Consider the following 13363-nt stretch of genomic DNA (forward strand, 5'->3'; position numbering starts at 1 on the left):
CTTTTAATCAGCGTTTACGCGTGCATTGCCTTTAAGTGAATCGCCCGCTGCACCTCCACTCGCAACAAAGCATCGACAAACATCTGCTCAAACGGTGCCGAATAGCCATGCGATGGAATCGTCACCTGCCAGCGAAAACCATTACTCGCCTTTGCATCCAGCACCAATGACAATGGATAATTAAACAGCGCAGCATAAATGGCTTTGCCGATGCCGTCGGTGCGCGCTGGATTAAATTGCCGACCGTTAGGGCCACGCATTTCGTGATCCAAAGCCCGAAACACCAAGGCCATCGTTTCTTCGGGCGATAAACCATCTAATTTTGCAGTTTTAGCTACTGCAATCAGCATTTCTTGCGGTACGATATCCATCTGCGCGTCCCTATCATTTCAAACCAAGGTTTTTAGCTTAGTTTGAAATCATTCACGCGCAATTCTTTTACTCATCCGTCTATCAGCTTACGCCATGTTCAATATTGTTTTGTACCAACCCGAAATTCCGCCGAATACGGGCAACATCATTCGTCTAGCCGCCAACACCGGTTGCATGCTGCACTTAGTCAAACCATTGGGTTTTCCACTTGACGACACCAAAATGAAGCGCGCTGGTTTGGATTACCACGAATTTGCAAACATGATCGTGCATGAAAACTGGGAAGATTGCTTAGCGCACCTCGCAGGCAAACGATTCTTTGCGGCAACGACCAAAGGCTCGCAACGCTTTGATTTGCTAAAGTACGAACCGGGCGATGTCTTTGTATTTGGGCCAGAAACGCGCGGCCTACCTGCCGACATTTTGCTGACATATGAAGCCAATCGACGCATTCGCCTACCGATGCAGCCCGACAATCGCAGCCTCAATCTATCCAATAGCGTTGCCATCACGATTTATGAAGCTTGGCGACAAAACGACTTTGTTGGCGGAGCTTAACAAGAAAGGGTATTTAGTTACAGACTACAATCAACAATGTCCACAGCCAAATACCCTGCAACACCCATTAATGATTACGCATAAAATCCGCTGTTTTCATAAATGCTTCTTCCAGATGATTACGTAGCTCTTCGGTCATTGGTATTTCAGCCATCGCCTGCAGCATGCACAACATCCATTGATCGCGCTCAGACTCGCCAATCGCGAACGGCATATGTCGACCGCGCAAGCGGGGATGACCGTACTTCTCAATAAATAGCTGCGGCCCCCCCAGCCAACCTGACAAAAATTCAAACAACTTTTCTCGAATCAGCGTGGTGTCTTTGCCATGCATCGCTTGAATGCCCGCCGCACGCGGATCGCTCGCCATAATGTCGTAAAACCGATCAACTAATTGCCTCAATACCGCTGCACCGCCCAGTGTGTCATACGGCGTTACTTCTAAAACATCACTCATTACTTCGCCTCAACAGGTTTTACCAAACTGGCCGCCAATTTAGCACGAACCCGTGCTTCATCGGTATCGACACCCGCCGCCACAGCAACGCCCATGCGGCGACGCTCAAAAGATTCTGGCTTACCAAACAAGCGAATATCGGCAGTCGGCACAGCCAACGCTTTATCAACCCCCTCAAAGGCAATACCTACCGCATCTATTGCGCCGTAGATAACAGCACTTGCTGCGTGTGAGCGCATACCCACATCGACAGGCAAACCCAATATCGCACGAGCGTGCAATTCAAACTCTGAATACTGCTGGCTTTTTAATGTGACAAGTCCCGTATCATGAGGGCGAGGACTCACTTCACTAAACCAAACATCGTCGCCCTTCACAAATAATTCCACCCCAAACAAACCACGCCCGCCAAGTGAAGTCGTTACTTTCTCGGCAATGTCTTGTGCGCGCTGCAATGCGAGTGGGTTCATCTTTTGCGGCTGCCAGCTTTCTACATAATCACCTTTCACCTGCACATGACCAATGGGCTCGCAAAACTGAGTTTCCACATGGCCATTCGCGCCGACTGCTCGTACCGTTAGCAAAGTGATTTCATAATCAAAATCAACAAAACCTTCGACAATAATTCGACCTTGCTGCACGCGACCACCACTCGCGGCGTAGTCCCAAGCGGCTTGAACATCTTGCCCATCTCTAAGTAAAGATTGCCCTTTACCGCTCGATGACATCACCGGCTTGACCAAACAAGGAAAACCAATCTCCGCGACTGCCGTCTGAAGTTCGGTCAACGTATCGGCAAAACGATAAGTCGACGTTGGCACACCTAATTCTTCTGCGGCTAAACGACGAATGCCTTCACGATTCATCGTTAAATGCGTAGCGCGTGCGGTGGGAATAACCTCCGCTAAACCATCCTCTTCAATAGCCAGCAAAGCTTCGGTGGCAATGGCCTCAATCTCCGGCACGATTAAATGCGGTTTTTCAATTTCAACTAAAGCGCGCAAGGCCTTTGCGTCGGTCATATTGAGCACATAACTGCGGTGCGCCACCTGCATACCGGGCGCATTCGGATATCGATCAACCGCAACGACCTCTACCCCCAAACGCTGCAAAGCAATAATGACTTCCTTACCCAACTCGCCCGCACCTAAGAGCATGACCTTGGTCGCAGAGCGACTTAACGGGGTACCAATTTTCATCAGGATTCACCTTTCTTAGAAAAATACAGAGTCATTTAAAATCAATCAATTAAGCACTATCGCTAGCGACTTGCAAATTCACATTTTCCAATCTAGTTTTAATCATCGAAAACCGAACATCAACAGGAAATGTCGCCATGTTAAAAAATATAAATGTTGGTGCCAAAATTATACTGGGCTTCGCCATCTCGCTAGCACTATTAGTTTTCGTTGGTATTGTCGGCACGGTGGGATTAAGTAAACAGCACACGGTCACAAGCCAACTCCTGCACACTAATTTGCAGTATGGAATGCACTTAATTGATGCACGCAAACAAGTCGGAGACCTCCGCCGCTTCGAGAAAGACTTGTTTTTAAACTTTGACTCCCCCGAAAAAATTGCCGACTACCATGAAAAATGGCAAAAATCTTTTGCTGCTTTGCAAACTGAATTAGGCAACGCAAAAAAAATAGCCACCCCAGAACAAGCCACTAAAATCGACGCGTTGATTGTTCATAGCGAAGCTTATGGCAAAGGTGAAGCCAGCATTATGGCGGACATCAAAGCAGGCAAATTCACCTCACCACAAGAAATCAACAAAGCATTCACGCAATTCAAAGACCCAATCCGTTTGATGTCTGAAACACTAACTGAATTGACTGATGCCGCACTCAAGGATGTGCAATCAATCGATGGCCAAGTCGATGCAATTAAAGACCAAGTAACAACAACATTAATCACACTCATCTTGATTGCAATTGCGATTGGTGTCACCTGTGCCTATATCATTTATCAAAGCATTCGCAAACCACTCGCCTCTATGCAAAATACCATCGCCGAAATTGACCGCTCTGGCCGCATCAGTATGCGCATGCCGATAGAAAACAATGATGAGATTGGTCAAACTTCAACGGCGATGAATCAACTTCTGGGCAATATGTGTAACGTAATTGGCACGGCCAATCGCTGCTCTAATGATTTAGTTCAGTCAGCAAGAGAGTTAACCAGTGCAGCTAATCAAGTCAGTAACGCGTCGGGGCTCCAATCTGAAGCCTCTTCGGCAACAGCGGCGGCCATTGAAGAAATGTCAGTGAGTGTTCATTTGATTGCCGATAACTCTAGCCAACTACAAGAAGAAACACGGCTAGTTGCAAGAACAGCAGAAGAAGGATCAGCAGTAGCAGGAAAAACCACAGGGCAAATTCAACAAATCGCCAACTCAATCAACAAATCCAATGAGTTGATTGGTCAATTGAATCATCGCTCCGACGAAATTGGCAGCATTGTTTTAGTCATTAAAGACATTGCCGATCAAACCAACCTACTCGCCCTCAACGCGGCCATTGAAGCTGCACGAGCAGGTGATTTAGGCCGTGGTTTTGCTGTGGTCGCCGATGAAGTGCGTAAATTAGCCGAACGCACTACACAAGCAACTTTAGAAATCACCAGCAAAATACAAGCGGTTCAACACGACACCAGCGTGGCGGCCAAAGGCATGTTTGAAGCCAGTAGCCTAGTTGAAACCGGCGTACGCAGCACCCATGAAATGGCAGAAGCGCTCTCGCAAATCAAAGCGTTGGCGCATCGCAATGTAGAACATATCAGCAGCATTACAGGTGCAATTCATGAGCAAAGTAGCGCCAGCCAAGAAATCGCTAAAAATGTAGAGCGTATCGCACAGGCCGGAGAAGAAAATAGCAGCGCAGCAAAAAGTGCATGTGAACTATCAGACCGCCTTAATGCACTTGCAAGTCGCCTCGACAGTACGATTCAGACCTTTAAAGTTTAGGGCAAAGTCATGTGAGGCCACTTAAATCTCACACGGCTTTTTTAAAACAATGGACTTCGATACTAAGCAGACCATGAATCGACAAACACACTCTCAATCCGCTCCAAGCTTGGAGCGGATTTTTTCTCAGCGCTACCGCAATGAATCAGAGCTAGCCCGAGAACTCTCGCAATCAATCAAATTTAATAGCGAAGATCAACTCCGCGCCGATGCGCTTGCACGCCTCATTACGGAACGTCTGCGTTTAGAGAAAAGCAATCAATCCGGTCTTGATGCGATATTGGCAGAATTTCCTCTTAGTAGCCCTGAGGGCAAAGCACTTCTCAATTTAAGTGAAGCGTTGATTCGCATCCCGGACAAAACCAATGCCAATCAATTAATTAGTGAACAACTTCATGCGGCTCATTGGCAAGGCCACCGAGGGCACAGCCCTTCTTGGCTGGTTAATCTTGCTACATGGGGTTTGAGTCTAGCGGAGACAATGAGTGATTCAGCAGGAAAACCGATTGCTCGTGAAGTTATTAGGCATGCCATAGACTGGCTCGCCCATTACTTTGTGATTGCTGAAACGCTCGAAGATGCCGAAAAACGATGCCAAGCTGTGTTTTTATACTCCTACGACATGTTGGGCGAAGCGGCACTAACCCAAACTGAAAGCGATCGTTACTTTACAAAATACCTCGAGGCGATTCATTTTGTCGGAAACAAAAACAATCGCGCTGGTACCCGCTTTGGTGCCAGCATATCCATCAAACTCTCTGCGCTGCATCCTCGATTTTCTCACTATCAACAAGCTCGAATTGATAAAGAACTTTACCCTCGCCTGCTCGAATTGGCTCTTTTAGCCAAGCAATACGACATCGGCCTCACCATTGATGCCGAAGAGTGCGATCGACTTGAAATCACACTCAAGCTATTTGCAAAGTTAGCATATGAGCCCAAACTAGGTGACTGGGCCGGTCTTGGAGTTGCAGTACAAGCCTACCAAAAACGAGCTCTCTCCGTAGTGCAATGGCTGGCGCAAGTCAGTTTGCATCGCCCGTTAATCGTGCGATTGGTTAAGGGCGCGTATTGGGACTCTGAAATTAAAGCCGCACAACAAAACAATCTACTTGACTACCCCGTTTTCACCCACAAAAGTAATACCGACTTGAGTTACATTGCCTGCGCCCAAGTGCTACTTCATGCGGAACACCGTATTTACCCACAATTTGCCACGCACAACCCATTTACAATTTGTTTAATTCATCAAATGGCTGGCGACAAAAACATTGAGTTTCAAGCTCTATTTGGTATGGGCGAAACACTCTATCATCTAGCCAATGAGCTTGGACTCAATCGACCGTGCAGAATTTATGCGCCGATTGGTGAGAAAACGCAGCTATTACCTTACCTGATCCGCCGCTTTTTAGAAAACGGAGCCAATAGCTCATTTATTCACTTACTACATCAATCGCAGAAAATCACTCAGTTTGCATGGCCCGAAACACACCAAGGCGCTGCGCTTCCTAAACCGCATAAATTATTCGCACCACGAAACCACACAGCCGGTTTGGATTGGTCACACGATCCTGATTTAAGACATTTTCTTGAGCTCAATGATGAGTCTCGCAATCACGCCTTCATTGCGATGCCGATGATTGGGCATGGTCTTCCTGAATTGTACGAACACCGCATAGCACTTAACCCTGCGGATTCACGACTTAATATTGGTCTAGTCAATGATGCAGGCTTAGAGGATATCGAAAAAGCACTCACTTGCGCCGCAGAAACGTCATGGGACAACTGTAGCACTCAAGCACGAGCCGATTTATTGGAAAAAACAGCCGATATATTTTCAGCTCGCCGCATCGAACTCATGTCAATTTTAATCAGCGAAGCGGGTAAAAGCCTTCCCAATGCGCAAAATGAAGTACTCGAAGCTATTGATTTTTGCCGTTACTACGCTCAAGAGGCTCGCTTGCAGTGGCAAGATGAATCGCCGACACCACTAGGACTTGTCGTTACGATTAGTCCCTGGAATTTTCCGCTGGCCATTTTTGTCGGCCAAATTGCTTGCGCATTAATCGGTGGCAATCGGGTGATCGCCAAACCCGCCCCAGAAACACCGCTTGTCGCAGCGCTAGCGATTAGATGTTTTTATGAAGCTGGCATCTCACGTCAAATTTTGCAATTTATTCCAGGCGGCGCGGCCGCTGGTGCTGCATTAGTGCTAGATCGACGCTGCAATGGTGTTTTATTTACCGGATCGCACCATTCCGCGCTCAGAATTGCAACGGAGATCAACCAATCAGGCCAAGTCAAACCACTCATCACCGAAACCAGCAGTGTAAACTGCATGATTGCGGATAGCACCGCCCATATCGATCACGTATGCAAAGATGTGCTCACCTCCGCATTTGATAGCGCAGGGCAACGTTGCTCGGCCTTGCGTGTTTTATTTCTGCAAGAGGAAATCGCAAGTAGCACCATTGAACGCATTAAACTCGCCATGGCAGAACTTAATATCGGCAATCCATTTCTTCTAGCAAGCGACATTGGACCGGTTATTAATGAACCAGCACAGCGCAAGATCATCGCTGCGATTCAGCAATACCATCACTGCCCAATTTATCAAACGCCCTTACCTCACGAAATCCATCACGGCAGTTATATTGCACCTACTTTGATTGAGTTGAGCGATAACGACTCGCTCCCTGAAGAAATTTTTGGGCCAGTTTTATTTGTGAAGCGCTTTAAAATTCAACATCTTAAAGAGGTTGTTCATAACATTAATTTGCAAAAATCAGGACTCACACTAGGGATTCACTCCCGACTTCAATCCACGCGTGACTACATCATCCAAAACACAAAAGTCGGCAATTATTATATTAATCGCAGTCAAATTGGCGCCATCGTTGGATGCCAGCCCTTTGGCGGCACAGGAAAAGCAGGATCAGGCCCTAAAGTCGGTGGACCTTGGTCAATTTGGGCTGCGTGTCAAAATACAGACCCTTGCAAAGCCCATGACATTCATGAATCTGCGACGCTGAGGGCACTAAAGCAAGTTATTCATGAGTGGAATGCCCTAGCGAAGCGCTCAATTTATCCATGTTACTCAATGACATCGCCAGCAGAACCCCCATCAGCACGCAGCGTACACTCCCCAACATCACAGGAGAAAGTAATACCTTGCACTATCGTGGGATAGGTCGAATTACCTGCATTGCCGACGAAGCAATGCAAGTGTTCGAATTGATTTGCATCGCTTTACTCACTGGAAATACCCCCGTAATTCGTTACTTGCCCAGTTCGTGGCGCAAGGCACTACAAAACGAAGCGATTGAAATCAACGACAAGGTGGATTTAAGTCAAATTGATGGGGTACTTTGTAAACAAAAAAACATGGTCTTTAATGCAAAAAATCCTCTTTGCCCCATCATAACGCCGTTAGAAAATGGTACATGGCCGCTCTTTCGGCTAGTGAGTGAATACACTGTGACCATCAACACGGCGGCGACGGGTGGCGACATCGACCTTATTTGCAACTCTGATGTATCACCGTAGACGCCAATTAATTCAATACACAGCGAGATATACACAATAAAAAACCCAAGCCTAAGCTTGGGTTTTTATACCAACCAAAATCAACTTATTCGCCCAAGTAAGCCTGCTGCACTTTCTCGTTGGCCAATAAAGACGCCGCATCATCACTAAAAGTTACTTTTCCTGATTCCATCACGTAACCACGATTAGCGGTTTGTAATGCCAACTTGGCATTTTGCTCAACCAGTAGCATCGTTACCCCTTCAGCAGCCACCATTCGGATAATTTCAAAGATTTTTTGCACAATAATTGGTGCCAAACCCATTGACGGCTCATCCAGTAGTAACAACTTAGGGCGACTCATTAAAGCGCGGCCCATCGCCACCATTTGCTGCTCGCCACCTGAAAGCGTGCCAGCCAGTTGCTTATAGCGCTCTTTCACGCGAGGAAACAACTGATACACGCGCGCCAAATCGTTGGCGATTTCAGGCTTATCATTGCGCCAATATGCGCCCATCAATAAGTTTTCTTCTACGGTTAAGCGGCCAAAGATGCCACGGCCTTCCGGCACCATCACCAGACCTTGACGAACATAATCTTGCGGTTCTAGCTTAGCGGTTGACTGATCTTTAAATAAAATCTCGCCACTAGCCGGTTTCACCATCCCCATCAATGTTTTAAGCGTTGTGGTTTTACCTGCACCATTAGCGCCAATCAAAGCAACCAACTCGCCTTCATTCACTTCGAGGTTAATTCCTTTTACTGCATGAATCCCGCCGTAGGCGACTTTTAAGTCTTTAACTTGCAATAAAGCATTATTTGCTGATGCGTTCGTCATTCTGGTGCTACTCCCAAATACGCTTCAATCACTTTCGGATCATTTTTCACTTGCTCAGGAATGCCCTCGGCAATTTTTTTACCATAATCCAAAACTGCGATTCGATCGCACAAGCCCATCATCAATTTCACATCATGCTCAATCAACAAAATCGTCACACCATCATTACGAATTTTTTGCATCAAGCGCTTCAAGTCTTCGGTTTCTTTTGGGTTCATCCCAGCTGCCGGCTCATCTAAAGCCAATAGCTGTGGATTGGTCGCCAAAGCACGCGCAATTTCTAAACGCCGTTGATCACCGTACGACAAGTTACGCGCCAATTCTTCAGCCCGATCGGCGATCCCAACATACTCCAGCAGCGTTTCGGCCTTCAACTTAATAGCAGCCTCTTCGGCACGCGCTTTGGGCGGGCGAAACACCGCGCCAATCACGCCAGTCTTGGTACGCACATGCTGACCGACCATCACGTTTTCTAACGCGGTCATATTGGCAAACAAACGAATATTTTGAAATGTTCGCGCAATCCCTGCTTCCACCACAATATTCGGTTTTTTACGGAATAAATCCTTGCCATTAAAAGTAAACTTCCCTTCATCTGGCTGGTATAGACCCGTCAATACATTAAATAATGTGGTTTTTCCGGCGCCATTTGGACCAATCAGGCCGTAAATTTCGCCTTTATTAATCGACAAGCCAACACCCGACAAAGCATGTAAACCACCAAATCGCTTGTTAATGCCTTCAATACTTAGCAACGCCTCAGTCATGATTACGCTCCGCATCTTGCAAACTATCTTTCTCTTGTAGCGAAATCGTTTTCGTTTTCGGTTTCAACTCAGCACGACGTTGCTTCGAAGGCCAAATACCCGCTGGACGCACCAACATCACAATAATCATCGCCAAACCAAAAATCAGCATGCGTAGATTTTCTGGATCAACTACTTTGCGTCCCGCAATCGCCATTTGCACCGGATTGATCACATCACGCAAAATTTCAGGTGTAATTGACACCAATACGGCGCCCAAGATCACACCAGGAATATTGCCCATACCGCCCAGTACGACCATCGCCAGCACCATGATGGATTCCATCAATGTAAATGACTCTGGAGAAACAAAGCCTTGGAAACTTGCAAACATCGCGCCCGAAATCCCACCAAAACTAGCGCCCATCGCAAAAGCCAATAGCTTCATATTACGGGTATCAATCCCCATTGCATTCGCGGCAATTTCATCTTCACGAATAGCCACCCAAGCACGACCAATCCGTGAGCTCTGTAGACGTTTCGACACAAAAATGATGAAAAAACAAATCGCTAATAGCAGGTAGTAATAAAGATGAATTTTTTCAAAAACAATACCAAAAAATTCAATTGGACGACCCAAGTCATAGCCCGCTATTTGTACCGCAGGAATATGGTTAATCCCCTGTGGTCCGTTGGTGATATTAACGGGGCGATCCATATTATTCATAAAAATACGAACAATCTCACCAAAACCCAACGTCACAATCGCCAAATAATCGCCACGTAGCTTCAGCGTTGGAGAGCCAAGTAGCACGCCAAACAAGCCTGCTACAAAAGCCGCAATCAACATCATCACAAAGAAATTAGGCCGAAATAACCAAACAGGAAGGAACTCTTGTAAATGCGGTGAATTGAGCAAGGCAAAGGTGTAAGCACCCACCGCATAAAACGCGATATAGCCCAAGTCCAACAATCCTGCGTAACCCACTACAATATTGAGGCCCAAGGCCAGCATGATATACAGCAAGGCAAAATCAACAGCGCGCAACCATGAATTACCACTTTCAAAAAAATGCCCCAGGACCCAAGGCAAGGCGGCTAACACAATCGCCATACCCGCCAGCACCAGCGTTGTTTTTAGATTATTGGCGCGAAATTCTGCGCTAGTTAAAGTATTCGTCATCATGTCACCTTGGTTTAAGCGCGTTCTGCAACGCGTTCACCCATCAAACCCGATGGACGGAATACCAGTACCAAAATCAGTACCACGAAAGCCAAAATATCTTTGTAGTGACTACCCAGCACGCCGCCGGTCAAATCACCCAAATATCCAGCGCCCAAACTTTCAATCACGCCCAGTAGTAAGCCACCCAAAACAGCGCCACCAAGATTACCAATACCGCCCAATACCGCAGCAGTAAATGCTTTCAAGCCGATCATAAAGCCCATATAAGCGTGCGCTTGATCGTAGTTTGCGGCGACCATCACCCCCGCTACCGCACCCAAAGCCGAACCAATCACAAAAGTCAGCGAAATAATGTGATTCACATTCACGCCCATCAATTTTGCGACTTCTTGATTTTGCGACGTAGCTCGCATTGCTCGGCCCATCTTGGTTTTTTCAATCAAAAAGTACATGCCCGCCATCAACAACAGGGTCAAAACGATAATCGCGATTTGCACATCGGTAATCGATGCGCCACCAATATTGTGGACTTCAGACGGCAAAATCGATGGAAATGGGCGGTAGTTACGACCCCAAATCAACATGGCCAGTTGTTGCAACACAATCGAAACACCAATCGCCGTAATCAAAGGCGCCAAACGCGGCGCACGGCGCAATGGGCGATACGCGACTTTTTCAATCGTATAGCCCAGTAGCATCGACACGGGAATCGCCATCATCAAGCCCACCAGCAAAATCATTGGACCCGACATCGCTACGTTTTGCCCCAGCAAAAGATTGATACAGGTAATCGTCACCATCGCGCCAATCATCACCACTTCGCCATGTGCAAAGTTGATCAGCTGCATAATGCCGTACACCATCGTATAGCCCAGAGCGATCAGTGCATAAATGCTACCGATAACTAGGCCATTAATAAGTTGTTGCAGAAAAATATCCACTTGAGACTCCGCCCTTGAAAGACTATTCGTACAACGCAAACAGAACGTCGCGCTGTTTTATTGATCCAGATTACGTAACCAAACTACATATCAGTTTGTGCCTGATTTTACCGTAACAGTTTAGATAACGTGAAAATTACCTGTTTGCTGTGGCATGGAATACTGTGTTTTTCCCTAACGCACTTTTCTTACAAAAAATGACGAAACAATTAATGCAATCAGCTTAGTAAGCACGCAACAAGCCAAAAAATCTAAGTTGATGTATATCTATCAAACCATTGATTAATCTTAATTTCAGAGCAATACCTAGCATCAGCAATCAATATCAAGAAGTTAAATCAAATTTTGAACAAAAAAAACCCGCCTCAAAGGCGGGTTTCTTAATAGCAAGTTAATTTTATTTAAGCGACAAACTGTGCGATTGCGGCCTCAAAACGCACCAAACCCGTATTAATTTCTTCGTCGCTAATCACCAAAGAAGGTGCAAAGCGGATCACATTCGGGCCCGCCATCAACACCATCAGACCATTTTGAGCGGCTAAGCCCAGAATATCTTTCGCGCGATCCTTGTAAGGCTCTGCCAAAACAGCCCCCATCAATAAACCTAGGCCACGCACCTGACTGAACACCTTATATTTAGCGTTGATTGCGGCAACGCCTTCAACAAACTGAGCATGCTTAGCACGCACCCCAGCCAGCGTCTCCGGTGTATTGATGACATCCAGTACTGCAGACGCCACTGCGCATGCCAAGGCATTACCGCCATAGGTTGTACCATGTGTACCGGGCACTAAATGCTTAGCAATATCATCCGTGGTCAACATCGCCCCAATCGGGAAGCCGCCCCCCAAACTTTTCGCGCTAGTCAAAATATCAGGAACGACGCCATACTCTTGATAAGCAAACAAACTGCCAGAACGCCCCATTCCTGTTTGCACTTCATCAAAAATCAAAAATGCATTGTGCTGGGTACATAAATCACGAACGCCTTGTAAGAATGCGGCATCAGCAGGCAATACACCACCTTCGCCTTGAATCGGCTCGATAATGACGCACGCAGTGTCATCATCAATTAGCGCTTTAAGCGCATCCAGATTGTTATATTCAAAGTACTCAATACCGGTCGGTTTCGGGCCAAAACCATCTGAATACTTAGGCTGACCACCCACGGTCACCGTAAAAAAGGTGCGGCCATGAAAACTATTCAGCGTCGAAAGCACTTTGTGTTTTTGCTCACCAAAGCGCTCAATCGCGGCGCGGCGCGCTAATTTCAACGCAGCTTCATTGGCTTCGGCACCCGAATTGCAAAAAAACACTTTATCGGCAAACGTAGCTGCGACGAGTTTTTGCGCCAACTCGAGTGCGGGCTCATTAGTAAATACATTCGACACATGCCACAGTTTATTAGCTTGCGCAGTCAAAGCGCCGACCAAAGCAGGATGGCAATGCCCCAATGAATTCACTGCAATGCCACCGGCAAAATCAATATATTCTTTTCCTTCTTGATCCCAGACACGACTTCCTTCACCACGCACCGGTACGAAAGCAGCAGGCGCATAATTAGGCACCATGTATTGATCAAAAGCAGCGCGGTTTAATGACATAACTTTCCTTCATGGGTTTCAACGACAGATAGCTTGATGATAAACCAACTGCATCTTCGCTAATACAGTCAGCAAAGGCATTTTCAAGAAAAACATCGTTCATCATGGTGAACAATCTTAGCTTTAAGCGGCATATGGGATTAAAAAAGCCCAATCTGAAAATTGGGC

General features: G+C 46.6%; 12 protein-coding genes. 4 read left to right on the forward strand and 8 right to left on the reverse strand.

The genetic code is table 11. From position 1 onward, the window contains the following. Positions 1-14 precede the first annotated feature (14 nt). Positions 15-371: a hypothetical protein gene (locus K4H28_RS07970; RefSeq protein WP_221007835.1), complete on the reverse strand. Its 357-nt coding sequence runs from the start codon at positions 369-371 to the stop codon at positions 15-17. Between the two features lie 94 nt (positions 372-465). On the opposite strand from K4H28_RS07970, the gene trmL reads away from it, so the two are divergent. Next, on the forward strand, positions 466-930 hold the full coding sequence (gene trmL, locus K4H28_RS07975) for a tRNA (uridine(34)/cytosine(34)/5-carboxymethylaminomethyluridine(34)-2'-O)-methyltransferase TrmL (RefSeq protein ID WP_221007836.1): 465 nt from the start codon (positions 466-468) through the stop codon (positions 928-930). A gap of 67 nt (positions 931-997) precedes the next feature. Here the strand turns inward: trmL and K4H28_RS07980 are convergent, their stop codons facing one another. Next, positions 998-1387 carry a group II truncated hemoglobin gene (locus K4H28_RS07980; protein WP_221007837.1) on the reverse strand — a complete coding sequence of 130 codons (390 nt, stop codon included), beginning with the start codon at positions 1385-1387 and terminating at the stop codon, positions 998-1000. Then, on the reverse strand, positions 1387-2586 hold the full coding sequence (gene purT, locus K4H28_RS07985) for a formate-dependent phosphoribosylglycinamide formyltransferase (protein WP_255573657.1): 1200 nt from the start codon (positions 2584-2586) through the stop codon (positions 1387-1389). The genes K4H28_RS07980 and purT overlap by 1 nt, the downstream gene beginning before the upstream one ends. A 137-nt stretch (positions 2587-2723) precedes the next feature. Between purT and K4H28_RS07990 the strand changes: the two genes are divergently transcribed. The 3 genes from K4H28_RS07990 (at position 2724) to K4H28_RS08000 (ending at position 7901) form a co-directional block, all read left to right on the forward strand. Next, a complete protein-coding gene (locus K4H28_RS07990; protein WP_221007838.1) occupies positions 2724-4355 on the forward strand; it encodes a methyl-accepting chemotaxis protein in 1632 nt (543 codons plus the stop codon). A 73-nt stretch (positions 4356-4428) separates the two neighbouring features. Further along, a complete protein-coding gene (gene putA / locus K4H28_RS07995; protein ID WP_221007839.1) occupies positions 4429-7545 on the forward strand; it encodes a bifunctional proline dehydrogenase/L-glutamate gamma-semialdehyde dehydrogenase PutA in 3117 nt (1038 codons plus the stop codon). A gap of 35 nt (positions 7546-7580) precedes the next feature. Then, positions 7581-7901 carry a hypothetical protein gene (locus tag K4H28_RS08000; protein ID WP_221007840.1) on the forward strand — a complete coding sequence of 107 codons (321 nt, stop codon included), beginning with the start codon at positions 7581-7583 and terminating at the stop codon, positions 7899-7901. 85 nt (positions 7902-7986) lie between these two features. Here K4H28_RS08000 and K4H28_RS08005 read toward each other — a convergent pair whose 3' ends face one another. From K4H28_RS08005 to K4H28_RS08025, 5 genes are all read right to left on the reverse strand, one after another. Then, positions 7987-8718: an ABC transporter ATP-binding protein gene (locus K4H28_RS08005; protein WP_221007841.1), complete on the reverse strand. Its 732-nt coding sequence runs from the start codon at positions 8716-8718 to the stop codon at positions 7987-7989. Then, positions 8715-9485: an ABC transporter ATP-binding protein gene (locus K4H28_RS08010; protein ID WP_221007842.1), complete on the reverse strand. Its 771-nt coding sequence runs from the start codon at positions 9483-9485 to the stop codon at positions 8715-8717. Before K4H28_RS08010 ends, K4H28_RS08005 begins: the two co-directional genes overlap by 4 nt. After that, positions 9478-10650 carry an ABC transporter permease subunit gene (locus K4H28_RS08015; RefSeq protein WP_308443479.1) on the reverse strand — a complete coding sequence of 391 codons (1173 nt, stop codon included), beginning with the start codon at positions 10648-10650 and terminating at the stop codon, positions 9478-9480. The genes K4H28_RS08010 and K4H28_RS08015 overlap by 8 nt, the downstream gene beginning before the upstream one ends. A gap of 11 nt (positions 10651-10661) precedes the next feature. Further along, complete coding sequence (locus K4H28_RS08020) at positions 10662-11591, reverse strand: branched-chain amino acid ABC transporter permease (RefSeq protein WP_221007843.1); 930 nt, start codon at positions 11589-11591, stop codon at positions 10662-10664. Between the two features lie 401 nt (positions 11592-11992). Next, positions 11993-13195, reverse strand: coding sequence for an aspartate aminotransferase family protein (locus K4H28_RS08025; protein WP_221007844.1), 1203 nt, complete (start codon positions 13193-13195; stop codon positions 11993-11995). Positions 13196-13363: the final 168 nt, after the last annotated feature.

Source organism: Deefgea tanakiae, assembly GCF_019665765.1.
Taxonomy (GTDB): domain Bacteria; phylum Pseudomonadota; class Gammaproteobacteria; order Burkholderiales; family Chitinibacteraceae; genus Deefgea; species Deefgea tanakiae.